Consider the following 21,202-nt stretch of genomic DNA (forward strand, 5'->3'; position numbering starts at 1 on the left):
TTTAACTTAGACCCCGAGCAGCCAAGTGGCTGTGCCTAAGAACGCAAATATACCGACGATATCGGTAATCGTTGTTAAAATAACACTACCTGCGAGAGCTGGATCGATATTCATTTTCTTTAATATGATTGGAATAAGCACACCAGATGCGCCTGCTGCAGTTAGATTAACCATCATTGCAAAAGCAATAACAGCACCTAAGGTAAGATCTTGCTTCCAAACCACGACGACACCGGCGATCACAATTGCCCAAATCAAACCATTTAAGAAGCCAACTGCGAGCTCTTTATACAGAATAATACGCGAGTTACTTTCACCGATGTGGCCGAGTGCGATACCACGAATTACAAGTGTTAGGGTTTGGTTACCTGCTACGCCGCCCATACTCGGGACCAATGTATTAAGAATTGCTAAGATCGCCAACTGGCTTAAGATCCCTTCAAACATAGCACTAACAGCTACTGCCATTAAGGCCGTCACAAGATTGACTGCAAGCCAAATCGAGCGCTGTTGAGTACTTTTTACGACAGGTGCAAACGTATCTGCTTCATCGTCTAAACCCGCCATACTCATCATTGAGTGCTCTGCTTCTTCACGAATGATATCGATCACATCATCAATCGTAATACGGCCAAGAAGGCGGCCATCATCATCAACTACAGGTGCTGAAAACCAGTCGTATTTTTCGAACAACTGAGCAACATCCGTTTCAGGCATATCAGCTTTTACCGCAGTAATGTCATCCTCGATTAAGGTAGATATAATGACTTCTGGGCGAGCTGTAACAATGGTTGAAAGTGAGACAGACCCTATGAATAGGTCATTACGGTCAACAACATAAAATGAGTCGGTAGATTCAGGAAGCGTTCCTTTTAAGCGAAGATAACGAAGCACAACGTCAACCGTTACATCCGGTCGAATCGTGATGGTATCGGTATTCATGATACCGCCAGCGGTATCTTCCTCATAGGATAAAGCTTGCTCAACGCGTGCTCTATCTTGTGAGTCCATTGTATTGATTACTTGCTGATAAACGCTATCTGGTAAGGTACGTAAAACTTCTGCAATGTCATCCACATCCATCCCTTCGGCGACGGCTGCGACTTTTTCAGGCGCCATGCTTTTAAGGATGGTTTTACGCACTTCTTCATTGAGTTCTTCAAGCACCTCACCATGCATATCAGGATCAATGAGTTGCCAAAGGGCTAAACGTGTTTTTGCAGTAGAGGACTCGAGCATTAAAGCCAAGTCGTAGGCGGGCATTTCTTGAAACAAATTACGGACGTAAACAAACATACCGCTATCGATAGCAGCATTGATCTGTTGTAGTCTTAATTGATTGTCTTCTTGTTCAAGAATTTCCGGCATTGTGACACCTTTTGCCGTATCGCCACAGGCGATGAAACTGGTCTAACAGCTCGTTTGCTTGCCATAAACATCAGGCAAAGCGACGAAGATATTTGTTAAGTCTATCTTAAAAAGATAGGTTATTCAGCATATTATTTGCAATTAACAAGAGAAAATTACGATGAGCAAGGTAGTTATAGAGTGGGGAAGTTGATGGTCAAAAGTCGGCTAGTGTTACTCCTCATCGAATTTATCTTCAATGAGCTGGCAAATGGCCTCTAATGCTTCTTTAGCTTCTAAGCCTTCACTTTCTACCGTGACATTTTTGCCTTGCGCACCTGCGAGTAGCATCAAGCCCATGATAGAGCCCGCATCAACACGCTTGTCGTCCATACACACAAACACCGTCGCATCGAATTGGCTAGATAATTTAGCAAGCTTGGTGGCCGGGCGGGCATGAATACCAAGTTTGTTTACAATAGTAACAGTTTTTGAGTGCATGCTAGTTTACCTGAAATCCATTAGGTACTTTTTACTTTTATGTCGCGATGACGAGATTGGATATCATCACGCTCCTTGCTTAGACTTGTCGCTAATTGCTCTGCAACATAGACTGAACGGTGCTTACCACCAGTGCAGCCAATAGCAATTGTGACGTAACTTCTATTATTACGCTCTAAATGCGGCAACCACGTCTGTAAGAAACTATTAATTTGCCATACAAACTTTGTCACTAACGCCTCTGAGCCTAAAAAGTCAATAACAGGCTGGTCGAGTCCAGTTAAACCTTTCAATGACTTGTCCCAGAAGGGGTTTGGTAGAAACCTTGCGTCAAATACGTAATCCGCATCTTGTGGAACCCCGTGCTTAAAGCCGAAAGATTCAAAGACGATCACCATTTTACCTGTTTTTTTACCTAAAACACGTTCACGAACAAGGTCAGATAACTGGTGCGGTGTCAGTTGAGTTGTATTGATATATAGGTCTGCTCGAACAATCACGGGCTCTAATAATTTCTTTTCAAACTCAATCGCTTGATCGAGTGCCATATCTTCTTTGATTAGCGGGTGTAAACGACGTGTTTCGCTAAATCGTCTAATAAGATCTGAATCATCTGCGTCGAGATACAAAACGCTGAACTCTACGGCGTTTGGCAGATAATCAATGACCTCAACAATGTCATTAGGGTCTTTTGGTAGGTTTCGAACATCAAGAGAAACTGCGACATTTTCATAATCATTGATCACTGTGTGAGTCAGTGCAGGTAATAGGTTTACTGGAATGTTATCGACACAATAGTAGCCTAAATCTTCAAGCACGCGGAGTGCTACTGACTTTCCTGACCCCGAACGGCCACTAACGATGAGTAATTTCATAGGTAATTATGATGCTTCTTGAATAATATCGAACAGTTGATGGTTATCTTGACATTTTCGGATGTTTTTAACGATCTTTTTATCGCTAAAAAGCTGAGCAATGTTTTGTAGTGTTGATAGGTGGTCTTTGCAACAGTCTTCAGGTACGAATAACGCGACAAAAATGTCGACCGGACGGTTGTCAATCGCATCAAAACTGATTGGGTTCTCTGTCGTAATAAATACCGCAACAGCTTGTTTGCTGTTGGTCAATCGACCATGAGGAATCGCGATACCATTACCAATGCCTGTGCTACCCATTTGCTCGCGCTGAGTCAGGCTTTGAAGCAAGTCATGTTGATTTATTTCGGGAAGTTTACGTGAAGCAGCATCGCAAATGGTATCAAAAAGGCGTTTTTTACTGCTTGCTGGAGCTGCACATATTGTGCAGTCCAGCGTTAAAATGTCTTGCAACTTCATTTTAGTTAGTGTTTTTTCAACTTTTCTTTGTGTTTGATAACTTGGCGATCTAGCTTATCGACGAGTGCGTCAATAGCCGCATACATATCTTTATTGTCAGATGATGCATGAATTTCACCACCGTTTAGATGTAATGTCGCTTCAGCGATTTGTTGTAATTTCTCTACGTTTAGAACAACGTGCACATTATTGATGTGATCGAAATGTCGTTCTAGCTTTGCAAACTTGGTATTAACGTATTCGCGCATTGAGTCAGTAACTTCTACATGATGACCTGAAAGATTAATTTGCATAAGCTTTTTCCTTATTTCTAAGTTTACAATAAACTTTTTCTTTGATTAGACGGCGGAATAGATAAAGACTCGCGGTATTTAGCTATCGTTCGTCGGGCTACATTAATGCCTTGGTCAGCTAACAACTCTGCCATTTTGCTGTCGCTTAACGGCTTAGATGGTAGTTCAGCAGACACTAATTTTTTAATTAATGCTCTAATAGCAGTAGATGAACATTCTCCTCCGTTTTCAGTACTAACATGGCTTGAAAAGAAGTATTTCAATTCAAAAATACCTCTCGGTGTATGCATATACTTTTGCGTGGTCACACGCGATATCGTCGATTCGTGCATATCAACAGCTTCAGCAATATCATTGAGTACCATAGGTTTCATGGCCTCTGGTCCATATTCAAAGAATGCTTGCTGGCGTTGTACTATGCAATTAGATACCTTAAGCAATGTATCATTTCGACTTTCTAAACTTTTAATAAACCATTTGGCTTCTTGCAAGTTTGAACGAATAAATTGGCTATCTTCCGAAGATTTCATTGACCTAGTCATTGCCGCATACTGTTGATTGATTGACAGTTTTGGCGCAGTGTCAGGGTTAAGCTCTACAACCCAGCGTCCATTTTTTTTCTCTACGGATACATCTGGGATAACATATTGTTCTTCAGATTTAATAACGCTATCACCAGGGCGCGGATCTAAGGTTTGAATTAATCTCATTACTTCACGTAATTGATCTTCCTTCAATCTCGTTTTGCGCATTAGTTGACGATAGTCTCTGTTACCTAACAAATCAATATGGTTAGTAATAATTTGTTTGGTTTCTTCCAGCCAAGGTGTTTCTTTATCAAATTGATTAAGCTGGATGATTAAGCACTCAGGAATAGAGCGAGCACCAACACCAACTGGATCAAACATATTGATACGTTTAAGAACGGCCTCAACTTCGTCAAGTTCGACGTCATCTTGACCAAGGCTCTCAAGAATATCTTCAGTCGTTACCGTTAAATAACCCGCGTCATCAATCGCATCAATAATCGCTGTTGCGATAGCTTCATCTGTCTCAGTAAACGGCGTCAATTCCATTTGCCAACGCAGATGGTCTTGAATTGAATCCGTTGTTTCACCTTGATAAGTGTAGTCTTCTGATGCAGGGCCTGCGCTTGATGTTGATAAGCTTGCACTGTAGTTATCATCCCAGGTTGTATCCATCGATAACTCTTCAGGGATGTCAGTTTTCTCAAGCGCTTCTGTTGTATTCACTTCATCAGAAGTCGGTAATGGCTCTTCTGTGCCTTCAGACGATGAAGCGGTCTGAGCTTCACCCATAAATGCTTCTTCAAGCTTGTCTGGTGTACTCTCTTCATTAGTTTGCGTTGCATTTTCATCAACTTCTAATAACGGGTTACTTTCCAGAGCTTCTTGAATTTCTTGTTGTAAATCCAGCGTCGACAACTGCAAAAGCTTAATTGCTTGTTGCAATTGCGGTGTCATTGTTAGCTGTTGTCCTATACGGAGTTGTAATGATGGACGCATGTAGCTTTTATTATTCCTATATATTTACAAACATTACTATTGAAGTGACGAACACTTCTTCTTAACTATAGCGTGAATTGTTCACCAAGGTACACATCTCTCACTTGCTGATTAGCAAGAATTTGATCCGCATCACCTTCGGCTATTAATTCACCATGGCTAACGATATAAGCTTTTTCACACACATCAAGGGTTTCCCTTACATTGTGGTCGGTAATTAAGATACCTATACCGCGTTGCTTTAAATGCAAAATAATTTTTTTTATATCGCCAACTGATATTGGATCGACACCAGCAAAAGGTTCGTCGAGTAGAATAAACTGCGGATCTGCCGCGAGTGCTCGTGCTATTTCAACACGGCGGCGCTCACCACCCGATAAACTCATGCCTGTATTATCTTTTATATGGCCGATATTGAATTCTTCAAGTAATAATTCAAGTTTTTCAATACGTTCGACCTCTGACAAGTCTTTGCGCGTTTGCAAAATTGCCATGATATTGTCATGTACCGTTAACTTACGAAAGATTGAGGCTTCTTGTGGTAGATAACCTAAACCTTTACGAGCACGTTCATGCATGGGTGATAACGTCAGGTCTTCGCCATTTAGCTCAATCGTTCCCTTATCGTTAGCTACTAAGCCAACAATCATATAGAAAGAGGTCGTTTTTCCTGCGCCATTAGGCCCTAACAGACCAACAATTTGTCCTGTTTCTACACTAAGGCCAACATTTTTAACAACTTGGCGGCCTTTATAGGCTTTGGCTAGGCCTTGAGCTTTTAATAATCCTTCTGCCATTATTGTTCTTTCGCTTCGTCTTTTGCTTTTGGCTTTAAAATTGTCGTGATACGTTCTTGTGGTTTACTTTTCGCTTCGAGTTGCTCTGTTAACGTGTTGTAGATGATTTTATCACCATTAACTTCGCTACCCTCTTGGCTCAATTTCGCATTACCAGAGATGGTAATTGTGTAAATTGACGGCTCGTATGTAATTTCATTTGCTTCAAGTTTTATCGGCGTGCCATCTTCTAACAGTTGCTCGAAGGTTGCTGGTGAACCTTTTGCAATATATGTTTCACTGTCACTTGCCTCGTCTTCAACAACTTGCACTAAATCTGCGTGAATTTTCAATGAGCCTTGAGTGATAATGACATCGTCGATGTAGCTGGCGATGCGATTTTTCAAATCACCTGCGGTTCTATCTGCACTAATTAAAATCTGTTCTTTAAGGTCAGACTTTTTTGCATAGGCTGACGGGGTAGCCACTAGGATGCTCGCCAATAATGCGGCAGTCGCAATAGTAAGAGATTTATGGCGTGATTTTTCGATAAATGGTTTGTACATGTTCAGTTAATGTCATCTGTTTTGTATTTAAATCTACAATTAAGCCTGAGCCATACATAATAAAGTCTTTACCTTCGATCATTATTGTATGTTCAGAGCTTAAAATATTGGTATTCAAGTCAAGCTCAAAATATTTGCCGTGAATTTCTTGAATCAAACTGTTCTCGTCTGTAGCAACAAGTTGAACGCGATTTTCCAGTCTCACCCTATTTTTATGATTCAATCTGCCATAATTAGCACTCACTTTCCATGGCGCACTCGTGTTTTTTGGGTATAAGGTATAATTGGGCGCGGTAAAGTGCGTCGTATTACTATCATTAAAATGTTCCATTTTATCGGCATTGATGATGTGCGATAACTGGCCATCTGCTCGATAAATGTTGGTGCTTAATGATTCGGCAATGTAATCAGGTAAAAGTTCAACGTTATCATTTGCTTGGTTTGGCGCTTTGTCTTGGTGCCATTGAAATACACCATAGATACTGATGCTAATAATGAAAACAATAACAGAGAAACTTGTTAATTTACTCATACACTAGCGCCTTTAGCATCGGCTAGCGTATTTTGTTGTTGCATGATCAAATCACACAGTTCTCGAACGGCACCAAATCCACCCGGTGTAAAGGTAACAAAATCCGCTTTTGCTTTAACGATAGGGTGAGCATCATTTACCGCGACACCAAGGCCAACGCTCTCAATACAAGGTAAGTCTGGTATGTCATCACCGATGTAAGCAACCTCACTATTTTCTAACCCTAGAAGTTCTACTATTTCGTTTAAAGCGGGCAATTTATCTTCTTGGCCTTGAACTATGTATTTGACGTTCAACGATTTCATTCGGTTTGCCACAATATTAGAGCGACGACCCGTAATAATACCGACGTCGACGCCAGAGCTAATAAGCGCTTTAACACCGAATCCATCTTTTGTGTGAAAAGCCTTAAGCTCCTCACCATCATTGCCTAAATATATGCGCCCGTCAGAGAAAACACCGTCAACATCACATACCAGTAACTTGATGTTTTGGGCTTTTTTCAATACCTGCTGTTCTACATCACCGTATAAAGTATTCGACATTTTACAACACTCCTGCGCTAAGTAGGTCATGCATATTCATTGCACCGACTACGTGATTTTGATGGTTAACAATAATTAAACCATTAATCTTTTTATCTTGCATGATTTTTAATGCTTCTGCCGCTAGCATTTCGCTATCGGCGACAACAGGATTGCTCGTCATAACTGTTGTTATGGCATCTTGATGAATATCTATTTTTGAATCGAGTACGCGACGTAAATCACCATCAGTAAATAACCCGGTAAGCTCACTTTCATCGTTAACTACCGCTGTCATGCCAAGCCCTTTCAAGCTCATTTGAACCAATGCATCTTTAATTTTGGCTGTTTCGTTTACAACAGGTAATCGTTCACCGGTATGCATAATATCGGCAAGTCTTAACAATAGACGTTTACCTAAACTACCACCTGGGTGTGAAAGCGCGAAATCATCGGCGGTAAAGCCTCGCGCATTGAGTAATGCAACCGCGATTGCATCCCCCATCACTAGTGTTGCGGTCGTACTTGAGGTCGGCGCCAATCCTAAAGGACAGGCTTCTTGCTCCACTTGAATACAAATGTGGGTGTCGGCAAGTTTTGCTAATGTTGAATTATCATTGTTGCTCATTGCAATAAGCTTTGCACCGATGCGCTTGATAACAGGAATGATTGACAGCACCTCTCCAGTTTCACCTGAATTAGAGATACAGAGAACAACGTCTTCATTTGTGATCATACCAAGATCACCATGACTCGCTTCACCTGGGTGAACAAAAAACGCCGGTGTACCTGTACTAGCGAGTGTTGCAGCAATCTTGCCACCAATGTGGCCCGATTTTCCCATACCAACAACAATGACACGACCTTTACAGTGATACATCAGCTGACATGCTTGTTCGAAGTTGTCATCAATAAAGCGATGCAGGCCAACGACAGCTTGCTGTTCAATATCGATAACATTTTTGGCGAGTTGTTTAAAATCTTTCATCAATATTACCTTGCATGCACTATGAAAATAATAAGGCTTGATAGCCAATAAAACAGGTGAGTAATACAGCACCCTTTAATCTCGTCACTCTGAATGCACCTTTTATTCGGCTAAAACAAAGTGCAAATAACAGCAAAGTAATCGCTAGCATGATTGGTGCATCTCTTGTTGCTGCTTGCGCATCAATTTCACCCGGAGCAATGACACCTGCAAGTGACAGCACTGCTAAGATATTAAAGATATTTGAGCCAATAATGTTACCCAAAGCTAAATCATCTTCTTTTTTAATAATACTGGCGATGCTCGCTGCCAATTCGGGCAAGCTCGTTCCAATAGCAATGATTGTTAACCCAATAATTAAATCACTAACACCAAATGCTTTTGCTATTTCGGTTGCTGATTCAACTAAATATCCTGCGCTTAGAGGCAAAACAATCAGGCCGACAATTAACCATAAAAACGAAAGAGGCTTAGAAACAGCTTCTGGAACATCGGCTTCAGCTTCTGTGATCAGAAGGTCTTCTTCTTCGTTTTCTTTTGCCTGTTTCTTTCGGCGAATCGTCATAAATAACAAGCCAAAAATATAAACAAAGAACAATACCAGCAATACAGCTCCTTCAATAAAACTGAAGTGCTGATCCCATAAAACGTAACAGGCTAAAATCGTAATCGCGAGAATCAGTGGTAGTTCTTTTTTAATCGTATTTGAAGACACTTTTAACGGAGCTAGTAATGCGGTTACGCCAAGTACTAATGCGATATTAGTGATATTAGAACCGATAGCATTACCAATAGCTGTGTTAGGGGAGCCTTGAAAAGACGCGGTTGCGGCAACCATCATTTCTGGTGCCGAAGAACCCATGGCGACAATGGTTAAACCAATAACCATAGGTGAAATACCATAATTGCGCGCGATAGATGAGGCACCAAAGACAAACTTGTCGGCGCTCCATACTAAAAACACTAACGATACAATTAAGATTAAGAACTGTACTAACATGAAAATCCCCTTTTAGTAGGCGAATTGTCGCTTCTTGGGCTAAAAAACGAAAGCTTATTTATAAAATTCTTACGAAAAAGTTGAATTATTTGACTTTTTGCGGTCAAAAATCACTCAAGTGGCTGATTTAATGGTTGATATAGGGATAAAAAATTTCTTTCAAAAGATTTCTACATATTTAATTACGATTTTATTGTGACGCAAGTCATGTGCTGAGGTAGAATTCGCACCGTATAAACAAAATGAAACATTGATGTTAAGAAAAACTTTATGACAGATATTCTAGTTGATATTAAAAATATGACGTTCAAAAGGGAAGAGCGCGCTATTTATGAAGATATCAATATATCGATTCCTAAAGGCAAGGTTACCGCGATTATGGGACCCAGTGGAATCGGAAAAACAACGTTGTTACGACTTATTGGTGGTCAATTGAAACCGCAATCCGGTCAAATATTGTTTGATGGACAAGATATTCCAACGTTAAGTCGTGCCAAGCTATACGACGTCAGAAAACGCATGAGTATGCTATTTCAAAGCGGTGCTTTGTTTTCGGAAATGAATGTATTTGACAACATTGCCTTCCCGATCAGGGAGCATACCCAGCTGAGTGAAGACATTATTGAAAAGATGGTGTTGATGAAACTTGAAGCGGTTGGGCTTCGAGGAGCAAAAACACTTAAACCTAGTGAATTATCAGGCGGTATGGCAAGACGAGCGGCACTTGCTCGAGCGATTGCGTTAGATCCTGAATTGATCATGTACGATGAACCTTTTGCAGGACAAGACCCTATCTCTATGGGAGTCATTGTACGTTTGATTAAGTCTCTTAATGAAGCTTTGGGCTTAACATCAATTGTGGTTTCACATGATGTTGCTGAAGTCATGAGTATTGCAGATTATATCTACATTATTGCCGAGCAAAAGGTAATTGGACACGGCACCGCAGAAGAAATTGCTCAAAACTCATCTGCATTAGTGCAACAGTTTGTGCAAGGTGAAGCGGATGGACCTGTACCATTCCATTTCCCAGCACAAAGTCTGAGTGAAGACCTGATTAAGGTGGGTAAATAATGGGCGCTATATTAAAATTAGGGCAATCAACGATTGCCTTGCTCGCAGGTCTTGGGCGTGCGGTCATTATGTTGATGTCCGCGATATTACATGTGCCAAATATTAAGCGTGGCTATCCGTTGCTCGTCAAACAGTTGTACGCAGTTGGTAGTCTGTCATTAGTCATTATTGTTGTTTCTGGTGGCTTTATTGGTATGGTGCTTGCGCTTCAAGGCTATACTATTTTGGTTGATTATGGTGCTGAAGCGAGTTTAGGCCCGATGGTTGCTTTATCGCTTTTGCGTGAGTTAGGGCCTGTCGTTGCTGCATTGCTTTTTGCTGGTCGAGCAGGCTCTTCATTAACGGCAGAAATAGGGTTAATGAAAGCGACTGAACAGTTATCAAGTATGGAAATGATGGCGGTCGATCCGTTACGACGTGTTATTGCGCCTAGATTCTGGGCTGGCTTTATTGCTATGCCATTGCTAGCTGCGATCTTTTCAATGGTCGGCATATTAGGTGCGCATTTGGTCGGGGTCGACTGGTTGGGTGTTGATGCAGGTACATTTTGGTCAGTGATGCAATCACAAGTGGACTTTAGCAAAGATATCATGAATGGCGTGATCAAGAGTTTAGTATTTGCGTTTGTAGTGACGTGGATAGCTGTTTACAAAGGTTATGATTGTGAGCCAACGTCGGAAGGGATAAGTCGAGCAACGACATCTACTGTCGTACAATCATCGTTATTAGTTTTAGGTTTAGATTTTGTATTAACCGCATTGATGTTTGCGCGTTAGAGGGTTAGGTAAAGACATGGTGTCAAAGAAAATTGAATTAGTTGTAGGTCTTTTTGTTGCGCTAGGGTTAGCCGCTATTTTGGTATTGTCATTAAAAGTCGCTGACAGTGGTATATCAGGCAATGGCGAGACGTATCAGTTGTATGCAAAATTTGAAAATATAGGTGGGTTAAAAGTTCGCTCACCAATTAAAGTGGGTGGAGTAGTGATCGGCAGGGTTAGTGATATTCGTTTAGATAGCGAAGATTTCACACCGGTTGTGACGTTGGATATTTTTCAAGAATTTAACAATTTTTCGGAAGCTACCTCGGTCTCTATTTTAACATCGGGCCTATTAGGCGAACAATATTTAGGATTACAACCAGGTTTTATCGATGATTCCCTTGAAATTTTGCAACCGGGTGATTACATCGAAGATACCAAGTCAGCGCTTGTCTTAGAAGAGCTGATTGGACAGTTTTTATTTAACCAGGGAAGTGGTGATTAGAGAGTATTATGAAAAAATTAACAACTTTATTGCTTGGTGCACTTTTTAGCTTTCAGGTTTTCGCAACTGAAGTAAGCAAAGAAGACCCATACACAATGATTGAAGAGGTGGCCAATATCACCTTTACCCGTGTAGCCAATTCACAGAGTGAAATCCGTGCTAACCCAAATATGTTAAAGGACGTTGTGCGTGAGGAGTTAATACCTTACGTTGATTATCGTTATGCAGCATTAAAAGTATTAGGTACTAATTTAAAGACAATTAATAAAAAGGATTTAAATGCCTTTATTCCTGTGTTTAAAGAGTATCTGATTACCTCATATGGTCAAGTTTTCACGCTATACAACAATCAAGAGGTACGCTTTGAACCGCCTAAGCCAACGGGCAATAAAAAGATTGTAGCCGTTCAAACACTCGTTTTGGAACAAGGTAGAGAGCCAATTAGCATCGCGTTTAAAGTGCGTAAAAATCGCAAAACTAATGAGTGGCGCGCGTTTGATATGATTGCTGAAGGTGTGAGTTTATTAGACTCTAAGCAAGCTGAATTAAGTTCGCTAATTCGCCAAAAAGGACTGCCTTACGTCACCCAAATTCTTTCAGAGAAAAGCGAACAAGATATTTCATTTAGCAATCCAGTTGAGATTCCGGGTCAAAATGCTAATTAATATTGAGCAAAATGAATCTAATTTTGTACTGTCTGGCGAGTTAAATCGCCATACAGTGCCATCGATTGGAAAAAAGCACATCACACCAATGTTAACTTTCAAGCAATTCTCATTGGATTTTGCCCAGGTAACCCATTGTGATACCGCTGGTTTAGCATGGGTCTTGTTGGTGATAGAAAAAGCAAAAGCGCAACAATGTGAAATAAACTTTATTAACTTGCCTCAAGATATGGTTAAATTAGCGCAATTGAGCGCAGTTGATACTTTATTTTCTGCCTAGTGAAATAAATTAGAGGAATTGTTGTGGACGTAGAACAAATTAAAGCCATGATAAATGACGCCTTGTCATTAGATGAATTACACGTAAGTTTCGATGGCTCTCAAGCAAAAATTATTGCTGTGTCAGACATGTTTGAAGAGATGTCTCGCGTTAAAAAACAGCAAACGGTGTTTGCGCCATTATCCGAAGCAATCAAAGACGGGACGATTCACGCTGTAACTGTAAAAACTTTTACAACAGAGCAATGGCAACGTGATAAAATGTTTAACTTACCTATTTAATTCAAAAGAAGAATACCTTGGACGCTTTTAAAATAAACGGTGGTCAACCGTTGCGCGGTGAAGTCACTATTTCCGGCGCAAAAAATGCGGCGCTACCTATCCTTATGGCAGCTTTGTTAAGCGAAACTGCAGTAACTATTCATAACGTACCGCGACTCAATGATATCGAAACCACATTAAAGGTAATTAATTCGTTAGGTGCCAAAGCACAGTGGGTTGGCGATAATTCTTTAACGATTGATGCGAGTATTGTTGATAACTGTAAAGCGCCTTATGACTTAGTGAAAACGATGCGTGCGTCTATCCTAGTCTTAGGTCCTCTTTTGGCCCGTTTTGGTCATGCCGAAGTATCGCTTCCTGGTGGTTGTGCTATTGGGGCTCGCCCAGTGAACTTGCATATCCATGGTTTAAAGCTGATGGGTGGTGATATTGATGTCGAGCAAGGGTATATACTTGCTAAGAAAGAAGGGCGCTTAGCCGGTGCAACAATTTTCATGGATACTGTCAGTGTGACAGGCACTGAAAACCTGATGATGGCAGCGGCACTAGCTGACGGAACGACTGTGATAGAGAATGCAGCTCGTGAACCTGAGATTGTTGATTTGGCAAACTTTTTAAACAGCATGGGAGCGGATGTTCAGGGCGCTGGTACCGATACGCTAACCATTAATGGTGTTGATGCGCTAAAGGGTTCTGAATACAAAGTGATGCCGGATCGAATCGAAACAGGAACTTTCTTAGTCGCGGCAGCCGTGACACAAGGTAAGGTTCGTTGTTTAAACACCGACAGTAAGTCGCTTGATGCAGTTATTAGTAAGCTTCAAGAAGCTGGTGCAGAAATCTCAATTGGTGATGACTGGATTGAGCTTGAAATGAAGCAAAGACCAAAAGCTGTCAACATTAAGACGGCGCCACACCCTGCATTCCCTACCGATATGCAGGCACAATTTGTTGCGCTTAACGTCATTGCAGAAGGTACAGCGACAACGACGGAAACGATTTTTGAAAATCGTTTCATGCATGTCCCTGAACTTCAACGTATGGGGGCTGATATTTCTTTGGAAGGGAATACTGCAATCTCACGTGGTGTAGAGTCGTTAAATGGTGCTCAAGTCATGGCAACGGATTTACGAGCATCTGCAAGTCTAGTTATTGCAGGCCTAGTGGCAACAACAGAAACACAAGTCGATCGTATTTATCATATTGACCGTGGCTACCAACATATTGAAGATAAGTTACAGGCATTAGGCGCTGATATCACGCGAATATCAGCAAGTTAATTGTCACAGTACAAGATGATGTAATCGAAAAGCCTTAAATCAGAGATGATTTAAGGCTTTTTCATTGTTACGTCCATTTAAACCATAACTCTCGCTTTACATAACTAGCCTAACACGTTAATTTTTAAAGGTTGTTTAACAAATTTAGCTACAGTATGTATACGCGTTATTTCGGTTTTGAAGAAATCCCTTTTTCGATAGCACCTAACCCTCACTTTCTCTACATGAGTGAAAGGCACAAAGAGGCGTTGGCGCACTTAAGCTATGGCTTAGGCGAAACAGGGGGCTTTGTACTACTTACAGGAGAGGTTGGCACAGGTAAAACTACTGTTAGCCGCTGTTTGCTAGAGCAACTTGGTGATGACACACAGGTTGCGTTTATTCTCAACCCCGCGCTTTCGGCTTTTGAGTTATTAGCAACTATTTGTGATGAATTGAAGATTCGTTACCGAAAAACAGGCGCTACGTTAAAAACGCTGACTGACAAAATTAGTCAAAAGCTCTTGAAAAACCATGAAAATGATATCAACACCGTGTTGATTATCGATGAAGCTCAACACCTACAAGCAGATGTTTTAGAACAATTGCGTTTATTGACAAATTTAGAAACGAACACCAAAAAGTTAATGCAGGTGATTTTAATTGGTCAACCTGAATTACAACAACTTTTGCAACGTCAAGACCTAAGGCAACTTGCGCAAAGGATCACGGCACGGTATCACTTGCTGCCGCTGACAAAACAAGAGGTCAAACATTATATTGAGCACCGGTTATCCGTGGTCGGTTGTCAGCAAGCGTTATTTACGTCTAACGCTTTATCAACTATTCACCAACTTTCTAAGGGAATTCCCAGGTTAATTAATCTGCTATGTGATCGTGCATTGCTTGGTGCTTATGGCTTAGGTAAGCAACAAGTTGACAGAAAAATGGTTTTGGTCGCGTCTAAAGAGGCTTTAGGTATTGAATATCAACCGAAAGCTTGGTGGCAGAACAGAGCTGTATTGTTCGGTACAGCTGTTTTAGTCCTTTGTGGTGCGGTAACGATAGGCACCGTGATCGGACAATCACGCAATAATGAACAAACCGCAGTCAATGTCGTTAGTAGCGAGACAGTAAAAAAGGACATTGTCGTCGATCATCAAGCTAATCAGCACTTCTCTTCAAATATTGTCGACTTACTTGGCCAATGGCGAATAGTACTAGACGAAGAAATAACTGAGCCGTGTGACGTTGCAGGAGAATATTTATTGGATTGTCATTGGTTTAAAGGCAATGTGACTGCACTAAAACAGTTAGGGTACCCTGCCTCAATGCAGTTTGTTGACGAATATGGGGCTGCTTTTTATGGTAACTTTATTGGTACGAATAAAGGCCAAATTATTGTTGATTTTAATGGACAGCAGGAGCAACTCGATAACGAGTGGCTAGCAAAGTATTGGCAAGGTGCAGCACTCATTTTTTGGCAAGCGCCAAGTATTAATGGAGAGTTCATACAATCAATCGATGCAAGCAGTGAACTTATTTTAATTCAATGGTTAGAAGATCAATTGGCTAACAAGCAAAAAAGGCCAGCGCGAATCGTTAGCTCATTTGATCAACTCCTGAGTAACCAATTGCAACAATTTCAACAATCACAAGGCATCATGGTATCATCGGGTGCAAATACCCAAACGGTTATGCTGTTAGCGAACCAAGCATCGCAAGGCATGCCTGTTTTTATCGAGAAATAGTCTAACTATGTCATATATTCTGGACGCGTTGAAAAAACAGCAAGGTGATTCTTCAACGGCAAATCAACAAGCGGTTAACTTTCAAACTTCAGCTCCTGCGCCTTCTTCAAATATGTTGTTATGGGGAGTGTTGCTTACGGCAGCGATATTTTTGGCGCTACTCGCTGGTTTTTGGATGGGGCAGCAAACAACTAACCCACAAGTGATGAATGCTCCTACTAGCAAAATACAAGTGCAAAGCGCTCAAACAATAACTGCACAAGGGAGTGGGGAAGAAAGCTCTCAAGAAAACGCGTCAACTTCCCAGGTTAGGGCACCTAAGCCACTTCAAGGAGCAGAGCGTTATTTTCAAGCACCGCCTCAAGAAAAAGCTTCATCACAGGCTAAACAGGACGAAACCTCGGAAAGTAAACCATTAATTTTAGGTGCTAATACTGATCGCGTATTTGAAAATGGTGAGTTGAAATCGCCGTCAGCGCCTAAGGCAGAAGAACCGCTTGAGGGCATCTCACCAAGTTTATTGGCCAAGTTTGAAGCGGCAGTCAGTGATACGCCAATAGAGGAAGTTGAGCGTCAATCAGCACCGGCATCAGAGTCAAGTCTTCAGGATATTTCCCAGTTGCCGATAGCAACGCAGAATTCAATTACGCCGTTTGCTTTTGATATGCATATTTATCAAAGTAATAATCAAGGCTGGGTCAAGGTTGATGGTAAAGAGTATTATGAAGGCGAGGCTCTACCTAATGGTGTCATCATAAGAGCCATTGAACCTCAACAAGTCATTATGAGTTTCAATGGCTACCGTTTTTCAATGGGCGCGTTAACTGCCTGGCAGTAAGCTAAAAACTTCTATATGGTTTAACTCATAAATGCGTTTTTGAAGAAGTTAAGTAAGTTGAGGTTAAAGTCTTCAGGCCTTACACATGAATCAATTTGATCATCGTATTTAGGTTTGGCTAAATCAATGTCTTCAACAGCAATGTTTTGCTTTAGTCTTGTATTATAAAAGACACGAACAATAGGCTTTAATGGTTTATTTTTGTTAAGCCCTGAAATCAATCCGACTTTACCACTCGTTAGTTTTACTAAGGTACCAACTGGATATAAGCCAAGTGATTGAATGAATTTCTCTACTAAGCCGTTATCATAACTTTCTTTGGAATCTTTGATGAGATTTTTAAATGCTTGAATAGGGTGCATGCCAGCTTTATAGACACGATCAGCCGTCATGGCATCATAACTATCAACAATCGCTATCATTCGGTCAAATATGCTGATATCTTCCGCTGCCAATCCGAACGGGTAACCTTTACCATCGAGTCGTTCATGATGAGTTGCAATTAAACTCAGCGCTATATCAGGAACACCGTCCATTGTTTTGACAACTTCTAGACCTTTGATGACATGACCCTTCATTACATCATACTCTTCGCTAGTTAGCCTACCGGGTTTGTTTAATACATTGTCAGGTATCAACACTTTACCGATATCATGAAGAAAGGCACCAAGTGCTAACTGTTCAATAATCTTTTTGTCATAAGACATATGCTTGGCGAAAATACTAATAAGAACGGCAACGTTTAATGAGTGTTCGACTAAGTATTCGTCTTTCATTCTGATGCGAGACATACACGACAGCGCATCTTGATTTCGGAAAATCGAATCTACAATCGCATCGGTTGTTTGGCTTACTTCGGCGATGTCGATGTCTTTACTTTCAGTGATACTCGTTAAAATTTTACCTTGAAGATCTTTAGCGTTGTTATAAAGCTTTACCGCTTTATTCATTTCAGCATCTAATGGGACCTTTCTCTCGTGATGATCTTCTTCTACTTCAGTTTCTATCTCAGTTTCGGCAACGTCAAAATCTATCGGTTTTGATGCGTGTTTAGATTTATCCATGTCGATAAAAATAAACTTAACGCCTGATTTTTTTAACTTTTTTAACGTTTTATCAGATGAGACAAAGCCTTCAGACTTTACGGTGAGTTGGGTTTTGGGGTTGATCACTGAGACGACATACATGCCCATCTCAACGTCATTTATCGCAATTTTTTCTAAATCTTGTGTTGTATCAGTCATGTCTTAAAGCTGCAAATAGAGCCCCAAATCGGGGCTCGTCATTAAAATTTTACTGCCAAGACGCTAAGCTCTCCTCATAATTCTCAATTAAGTCGAGCTTTTGTAGCGTCCAGCCGACACTGTCTATACCGTTCGCAAGGCAATACTGGTGAAATTCGTCTAATGAAAAAGCATAGCTTTTGTTACCAGCGACAACGGTGTTTTTTTCTAAATCTACTGTTAAGTGTAGCGAACCTTGCTGAGTTTGCTCAAATAGCGATTGAATTTCATCTTCCGATAAAATAACGGGTAATACGCCAATATTGATGCAATTAGCATAAAATATGTCGGCAAAGCTTGGCGCTATTATAACTTCAAAACCATATTCTTGTAGTGCCCAAGGTGCATGTTCACGTGAAGAACCACAGCCAAAATTTTCTCTGGCAAGTAAAATACTCGCTCCCTGATAAACATCACTATTTAGAATAAAATCAGGATTGTTTTCTAACCCATGGTCATCAAGGTAGCGCCAATCATGAAATAAATGGGTACCAAAACCCACGCGTTCAGTTTTTTGTAAAAACTGCTTAGGGATGATTTGGTCAGTATCAACGTTCGCAATATCAAGTGGTACAACTAACCCTTGATGTGTCGTAAATTTTTTCATTTTTTAATCCTTTACTTGTGCTAGATCAACAAATCGACCATGTATTGCAGCTGCTGCAGCCATCTCTGGGCTGACTAGGTGTGTTCTACTACCTCGACCTTGACGCCCTTCAAAGTTTCGGTTTGATGTTGAAGCACAGCGGTCACCTGCGGATAGTTTGTCATCATTCATGCCTAAACACATTGAGCAACCGGGTAATCGCCATTCAAAACCAGCATCGATAAAGATCTGCGCCAATCCCTCTTCTTCTGCTTGTGCTCGAACACGATAGGAGCCTGGTACAACAATCGCATCCACAGCGTCACTAACTTTTTTACCTTTTGCAATCGATGCGGCAGCACGTAAGTCTTCGATACGAGAGTTAGTACATGAGCCAATAAAAACTTTGTTTACACTGATATCGGTAATCTTAGTGCCTGCTTTTAACCCCATATACTTCAATGCATTGACACAAGATTCTTGTTCGACTGGATCACTAAAGTCTTCAGGCGCAGGGACAGAACCATCGACTTCAATTACTTGACCTGGTGTTGTTCCCCACGTTACCTGAGCTTTGATATCGCTACCTTTTAAAACTAACGTCTCGTCAAATGTTGCATTATCGTCTGACTTAAGCGTTTTCCACTGTTCAACCGCTTGATGCCAGTCATCGTCCTTTGGTGCGTACTCTTTACCTGCTAAGTAATCGAAAGTTGTTTGGTCAGGTGCTATTAAGCCAGCTTTAGCACCAAATTCGATACTCATATTACAAATCGTCATGCGCTGTTCCATAGAAAGGTTTGTAATACCTTCTCCGCAGTACTCCACAACAAAGCCTGTCGCCCCAGCACTTCCCGTTTTACCGATAATAGCCAAGATAATATCTTTGGCACTTATTCCTGGATTAACCGGGCCTTGAATCTCTATTTTCATGGTTTTGGCTTTTGTTTGACGAAGCGTTTGAGTCGCTAAAACATGTTCTACTTCCGATGTGCCAATACCAAAAGCTAATGCCCCAAATGCGCCATGTGTTGCGGTATGAGAATCACCACAAACAATCACTTGCCCTGGTTGTGTAATACCAAGCTCAGGCCCCATTACGTGGACAATACCTTGGTTTTTATGGCCCATGCCAAATAATTGAATACCGAATGCGTTGCAGTTTTTTTCTAAGGTACGTAATTGGTTTGCTGCACCTTCACCTGCTGCATCGATTTCAACGGAGCGTGTTGAAATGTTGTGGTCCATCGTTGCTATCGTTTTTTCCGGACGACGCACTGGACGGTTGTGAAAAGCTAAATTAGCGAATGCCTGTGGAGACGTCACTTCATGAATCAAGTGACGATCGACATAAATTAATGGTGTTTCACCCACTTTGTCTTCGACTAAATGGCGTTGCCATAATTTTTCATATAAGGTCGTTGCCATGATTAGCTTCCTTGTCCGTCGTTAATGTATTGGCAAATAATATCACCCATTTCACTGGTTGATTTTGCCTGATGTGCATTTTCAGCCGTTAATAAATCTCTCGTTAAATTGCCTTCATCTAGTGCCTTGGCAACCGCATTCTCTATCGCGCTTGCAGCAGCATCTTGATTTAAGCTAAATCGCAACATTAGGGCTGCAGATAAAATTTGTGCAATAGGGTTTGCGATATTTTTACCTGCAATATCAGGTGCTGTGCCACCAGCTGGCTCATACATACCAAACCCTTGCTCATTTAAACTAGCTGATGGTAATAAGCCCATTGAACCTGTGATCATGGCGCAGATATCAGAAAGGATGTCGCCAAATAAGTTTGAGCATAACATCACGTCAAATTGGCCTGGATCTTTAACTAATTGCATCGCAGCGTTGTCGACATACATATGCTCAAGCGCAACGTCTGGATATTCTTGAGCGACTTCTTCCGTAACTTCTCGCCATAAAATAGAACTGGCAAGGACATTGGCTTTATCTACTGAGATGACTTTTTTGCGACGCTTTTGTGCCGCTTGAAATGCTAAATGAGCGATGCGGCTGATTTCTTTACGTGAATAAATCATGGTATCAAAACCGGCTTCATCCGCTGTGCCTGCATCTTTTCTGCCTTTAGGTTCACCGAAGTAAATCCCACCGGTAAGTTCGCGCATGACAAGAATGTCGAAACCTTGCTCAGAAATGTCTGCTCGCAACGGTGATAAGTGTGACATTGCTTTTTGTAAGCTGGCCGGTCGCATATTACAAAATAACCCAAAGTGGCCTCGTAACCCTAGTAACGAGGCGCGCTCAGGTTGTTCCGCTGGCGGTAGGTTAGTCCATTTTGGTCCGCCTACTGAGCCAAACAAAATAGCATCACTGTTTTCACAACCTTCAATCGTTGACTGTGGCAACGCCATACCGTGATTATCAATGGCGCAGCCGCCAACGTCGTAGTCGTTTAACGTAATCGGAAATTGAAATTTGTCTGCCACAGCATGCAAGACTTTTTTCGCTTGTTCCATTACTTCTGGGCCGATACCATCACCGGCTAAAATAGCAATAGTTGACATGTTT

The 21,202-nt window shown here is 41.2% G+C and carries 25 protein-coding genes; 9 read left to right on the forward strand and 16 right to left on the reverse strand.

All coding sequences use genetic code 11. The features are described 5' to 3' along the window. Positions 1-6: 6 nt before the first annotated feature. From mgtE to QQK05_RS03245, 12 genes are all read right to left on the reverse strand, one after another. Entirely contained in the window at positions 7-1,368 is a 1,362-nt protein-coding gene (gene mgtE, locus QQK05_RS03190; protein ID WP_284295952.1) for a magnesium transporter, read from the reverse strand. 213 nt (positions 1,369-1,581) lie between these two features. Next, positions 1,582-1,848, reverse strand: coding sequence for an HPr family phosphocarrier protein (locus QQK05_RS03195; RefSeq protein WP_284295955.1), 267 nt, complete (start codon positions 1,846-1,848; stop codon positions 1,582-1,584). A gap of 20 nt (positions 1,849-1,868) precedes the next feature. Then, positions 1,869-2,723, reverse strand: a complete 855-nt coding sequence (rapZ, locus tag QQK05_RS03200; RefSeq protein WP_284295957.1) for an RNase adapter RapZ — start codon at positions 2,721-2,723, stop codon at positions 1,869-1,871. A gap of 6 nt (positions 2,724-2,729) precedes the next feature. After that, positions 2,730-3,182: a PTS IIA-like nitrogen regulatory protein PtsN gene (ptsN, locus tag QQK05_RS03205; protein ID WP_284295958.1), complete on the reverse strand. Its 453-nt coding sequence runs from the start codon at positions 3,180-3,182 to the stop codon at positions 2,730-2,732. Between the two features lie 5 nt (positions 3,183-3,187). After that, positions 3,188-3,475 (reverse strand): ribosome hibernation promoting factor, encoded by a 288-nt coding sequence (hpf, locus tag QQK05_RS03210; RefSeq protein WP_284295960.1) that lies wholly within the window; start codon positions 3,473-3,475, stop codon positions 3,188-3,190. A gap of 23 nt (positions 3,476-3,498) precedes the next feature. Continuing rightward, on the reverse strand, positions 3,499-5,001 hold the full coding sequence (locus tag QQK05_RS03215) for an RNA polymerase factor sigma-54 (protein ID WP_284295961.1): 1,503 nt from the start codon (positions 4,999-5,001) through the stop codon (positions 3,499-3,501). Positions 5,002-5,066: 65 nt separating this feature from the next. Next, the gene (lptB, locus tag QQK05_RS03220) at positions 5,067-5,798 is read right to left on the reverse strand and encodes an LPS export ABC transporter ATP-binding protein (protein ID WP_284295962.1); all 732 of its coding nucleotides are present in this window, start codon (positions 5,796-5,798) and stop codon (positions 5,067-5,069) included. Continuing rightward, complete coding sequence (gene lptA, locus QQK05_RS03225) at positions 5,798-6,343, reverse strand: lipopolysaccharide transport periplasmic protein LptA (RefSeq protein WP_284295964.1); 546 nt, start codon at positions 6,341-6,343, stop codon at positions 5,798-5,800. The genes lptB and lptA overlap by 1 nt, the downstream gene beginning before the upstream one ends. Then, complete coding sequence (gene lptC / locus QQK05_RS03230; RefSeq protein WP_284295965.1) at positions 6,309-6,875, reverse strand: LPS export ABC transporter periplasmic protein LptC; 567 nt, start codon at positions 6,873-6,875, stop codon at positions 6,309-6,311. The genes lptA and lptC overlap by 35 nt, the downstream gene beginning before the upstream one ends. Then, positions 6,872-7,420: a 3-deoxy-manno-octulosonate-8-phosphatase KdsC gene (gene kdsC, locus QQK05_RS03235; protein ID WP_284295966.1), complete on the reverse strand. Its 549-nt coding sequence runs from the start codon at positions 7,418-7,420 to the stop codon at positions 6,872-6,874. Before kdsC ends, lptC begins: the two co-directional genes overlap by 4 nt. Position 7,421: 1 nt before the next feature. Further along, entirely contained in the window at positions 7,422-8,387 is a 966-nt protein-coding gene (locus QQK05_RS03240) for a KpsF/GutQ family sugar-phosphate isomerase (protein ID WP_284295968.1), read from the reverse strand. Positions 8,388-8,406: 19 nt separating this feature from the next. Continuing rightward, positions 8,407-9,387, reverse strand: coding sequence for a calcium/sodium antiporter (locus tag QQK05_RS03245; protein WP_284295969.1), 981 nt, complete (start codon positions 9,385-9,387; stop codon positions 8,407-8,409). 270 nt (positions 9,388-9,657) lie between these two features. Between QQK05_RS03245 and mlaF the strand changes: the two genes are divergently transcribed. The 9 genes from mlaF (at position 9,658) to QQK05_RS03290 (ending at position 16,798) form a co-directional block, all read left to right on the forward strand. Continuing rightward, positions 9,658-10,461 (forward strand): phospholipid ABC transporter ATP-binding protein MlaF, encoded by an 804-nt coding sequence (gene mlaF / locus QQK05_RS03250; protein ID WP_284295971.1) that lies wholly within the window; start codon positions 9,658-9,660, stop codon positions 10,459-10,461. Beyond that, a complete protein-coding gene (mlaE, locus tag QQK05_RS03255; protein ID WP_407704845.1) occupies positions 10,461-11,237 on the forward strand; it encodes a lipid asymmetry maintenance ABC transporter permease subunit MlaE in 777 nt (258 codons plus the stop codon). The genes mlaF and mlaE overlap by 1 nt, the downstream gene beginning before the upstream one ends. Before the next feature lie 16 nt (positions 11,238-11,253). Next, positions 11,254-11,724, forward strand: a complete 471-nt coding sequence (gene mlaD, locus QQK05_RS03260) for an outer membrane lipid asymmetry maintenance protein MlaD (RefSeq protein WP_284295973.1) — start codon at positions 11,254-11,256, stop codon at positions 11,722-11,724. Positions 11,725-11,732: 8 nt separating this feature from the next. Then, positions 11,733-12,389 carry an ABC transporter substrate-binding protein gene (locus QQK05_RS03265; RefSeq protein ID WP_284295975.1) on the forward strand — a complete coding sequence of 219 codons (657 nt, stop codon included), beginning with the start codon at positions 11,733-11,735 and terminating at the stop codon, positions 12,387-12,389. Further along, positions 12,379-12,669: an STAS domain-containing protein gene (locus QQK05_RS03270; protein WP_284295976.1), complete on the forward strand. Its 291-nt coding sequence runs from the start codon at positions 12,379-12,381 to the stop codon at positions 12,667-12,669. Before QQK05_RS03265 ends, QQK05_RS03270 begins: the two co-directional genes overlap by 11 nt. A gap of 47 nt (positions 12,670-12,716) precedes the next feature. Further along, the gene (locus tag QQK05_RS03275) at positions 12,717-12,950 is read left to right on the forward strand and encodes a BolA family protein (RefSeq protein WP_407704860.1); all 234 of its coding nucleotides are present in this window, start codon (positions 12,717-12,719) and stop codon (positions 12,948-12,950) included. Positions 12,951-12,967: 17 nt separating this feature from the next. Then, positions 12,968-14,230, forward strand: a complete 1,263-nt coding sequence (gene murA, locus QQK05_RS03280; protein ID WP_284295979.1) for a UDP-N-acetylglucosamine 1-carboxyvinyltransferase — start codon at positions 12,968-12,970, stop codon at positions 14,228-14,230. Positions 14,231-14,385: 155 nt separating this feature from the next. Continuing rightward, complete coding sequence (locus QQK05_RS03285; RefSeq protein WP_284295980.1) at positions 14,386-15,960, forward strand: ExeA family protein; 1,575 nt, start codon at positions 14,386-14,388, stop codon at positions 15,958-15,960. Between the two features lie 7 nt (positions 15,961-15,967). Further along, the gene (locus QQK05_RS03290; RefSeq protein WP_284295982.1) at positions 15,968-16,798 is read left to right on the forward strand and encodes a general secretion pathway protein GspB; all 831 of its coding nucleotides are present in this window, start codon (positions 15,968-15,970) and stop codon (positions 16,796-16,798) included. A 20-nt stretch (positions 16,799-16,818) separates the two neighbouring features. On the opposite strand, the gene QQK05_RS03295 is transcribed toward QQK05_RS03290, so the two are convergent. Genes QQK05_RS03295 through leuB form a run of 4 tightly spaced genes read right to left on the reverse strand, consistent with a single transcriptional unit; the run spans position 16,819 to position 21,198 of the window. After that, positions 16,819-18,042 (reverse strand): HD-GYP domain-containing protein, encoded by a 1,224-nt coding sequence (locus tag QQK05_RS03295; RefSeq protein WP_284295984.1) that lies wholly within the window; start codon positions 18,040-18,042, stop codon positions 16,819-16,821. A 49-nt stretch (positions 18,043-18,091) separates the two neighbouring features. Further along, complete coding sequence (leuD, locus tag QQK05_RS03300) at positions 18,092-18,688, reverse strand: 3-isopropylmalate dehydratase small subunit (protein ID WP_284295986.1); 597 nt, start codon at positions 18,686-18,688, stop codon at positions 18,092-18,094. Positions 18,689-18,691: 3 nt separating this feature from the next. After that, positions 18,692-20,095 carry a 3-isopropylmalate dehydratase large subunit gene (leuC, locus tag QQK05_RS03305; protein ID WP_284295988.1) on the reverse strand — a complete coding sequence of 468 codons (1,404 nt, stop codon included), beginning with the start codon at positions 20,093-20,095 and terminating at the stop codon, positions 18,692-18,694. Positions 20,096-20,097: 2 nt separating this feature from the next. Beyond that, positions 20,098-21,198 (reverse strand): 3-isopropylmalate dehydrogenase, encoded by a 1,101-nt coding sequence (leuB, locus tag QQK05_RS03310; protein ID WP_284295990.1) that lies wholly within the window; start codon positions 21,196-21,198, stop codon positions 20,098-20,100. Between the last annotated feature and the right edge of the window lie 4 nt (positions 21,199-21,202).

It is taken from the genome of Thalassotalea loyana (assembly GCF_030161435.1).
GTDB classification, from domain to species: domain Bacteria; phylum Pseudomonadota; class Gammaproteobacteria; order Enterobacterales; family Alteromonadaceae; genus Thalassotalea_G; species Thalassotalea_G loyana.

Excerpts from the sequence above, each read along its gene's own strand:
- mgtE (WP_284295952.1), bottom strand. The coding sequence starts at position 1,368 with ATGCCGGAAATTCTTGAACAAGAAGACAATCAATTAAGACTACAACAG.
- QQK05_RS03195 (WP_284295955.1), bottom strand. The coding sequence starts at position 1,848 with ATGCACTCAAAAACTGTTACTATTGTAAACAAACTTGGTATTCATGCC.
- rapZ (WP_284295957.1), bottom strand. The coding sequence starts at position 2,723 with ATGAAATTACTCATCGTTAGTGGCCGTTCGGGGTCAGGAAAGTCAGTA.
- ptsN (WP_284295958.1), bottom strand. The coding sequence starts at position 3,182 with ATGAAGTTGCAAGACATTTTAACGCTGGACTGCACAATATGTGCAGCT.
- hpf (WP_284295960.1), bottom strand. The coding sequence starts at position 3,475 with ATGCAAATTAATCTTTCAGGTCATCATGTAGAAGTTACTGACTCAATG.
- QQK05_RS03215 (WP_284295961.1), bottom strand. The coding sequence starts at position 5,001 with ATGCGTCCATCATTACAACTCCGTATAGGACAACAGCTAACAATGACA.
- lptB (WP_284295962.1), bottom strand. The coding sequence starts at position 5,798 with ATGGCAGAAGGATTATTAAAAGCTCAAGGCCTAGCCAAAGCCTATAAA.
- lptA (WP_284295964.1), bottom strand. The coding sequence starts at position 6,343 with ATGTACAAACCATTTATCGAAAAATCACGCCATAAATCTCTTACTATT.
- lptC (WP_284295965.1), bottom strand. The coding sequence starts at position 6,875 with ATGAGTAAATTAACAAGTTTCTCTGTTATTGTTTTCATTATTAGCATC.
- kdsC (WP_284295966.1), bottom strand. The coding sequence starts at position 7,420 with ATGTCGAATACTTTATACGGTGATGTAGAACAGCAGGTATTGAAAAAA.
- QQK05_RS03240 (WP_284295968.1), bottom strand. The coding sequence starts at position 8,387 with ATGAAAGATTTTAAACAACTCGCCAAAAATGTTATCGATATTGAACAG.
- QQK05_RS03245 (WP_284295969.1), bottom strand. The coding sequence starts at position 9,387 with ATGTTAGTACAGTTCTTAATCTTAATTGTATCGTTAGTGTTTTTAGTA.
- mlaF (WP_284295971.1), top strand. The coding sequence starts at position 9,658 with ATGACAGATATTCTAGTTGATATTAAAAATATGACGTTCAAAAGGGAA.
- mlaE (WP_407704845.1), top strand. The coding sequence starts at position 10,461 with ATGGGCGCTATATTAAAATTAGGGCAATCAACGATTGCCTTGCTCGCA.
- mlaD (WP_284295973.1), top strand. The coding sequence starts at position 11,254 with ATGGTGTCAAAGAAAATTGAATTAGTTGTAGGTCTTTTTGTTGCGCTA.
- QQK05_RS03265 (WP_284295975.1), top strand. The coding sequence starts at position 11,733 with ATGAAAAAATTAACAACTTTATTGCTTGGTGCACTTTTTAGCTTTCAG.
- QQK05_RS03270 (WP_284295976.1), top strand. The coding sequence starts at position 12,379 with ATGCTAATTAATATTGAGCAAAATGAATCTAATTTTGTACTGTCTGGC.
- QQK05_RS03275 (WP_407704860.1), top strand. The coding sequence starts at position 12,717 with ATGATAAATGACGCCTTGTCATTAGATGAATTACACGTAAGTTTCGAT.
- QQK05_RS03285 (WP_284295980.1), top strand. The coding sequence starts at position 14,386 with ATGTATACGCGTTATTTCGGTTTTGAAGAAATCCCTTTTTCGATAGCA.
- QQK05_RS03290 (WP_284295982.1), top strand. The coding sequence starts at position 15,968 with ATGTCATATATTCTGGACGCGTTGAAAAAACAGCAAGGTGATTCTTCA.
- QQK05_RS03295 (WP_284295984.1), bottom strand. The coding sequence starts at position 18,042 with ATGACTGATACAACACAAGATTTAGAAAAAATTGCGATAAATGACGTT.
- leuD (WP_284295986.1), bottom strand. The coding sequence starts at position 18,688 with ATGAAAAAATTTACGACACATCAAGGGTTAGTTGTACCACTTGATATT.
- leuC (WP_284295988.1), bottom strand. The coding sequence starts at position 20,095 with ATGGCAACGACCTTATATGAAAAATTATGGCAACGCCATTTAGTCGAA.
- leuB (WP_284295990.1), bottom strand. The coding sequence starts at position 21,198 with ATGTCAACTATTGCTATTTTAGCCGGTGATGGTATCGGCCCAGAAGTA.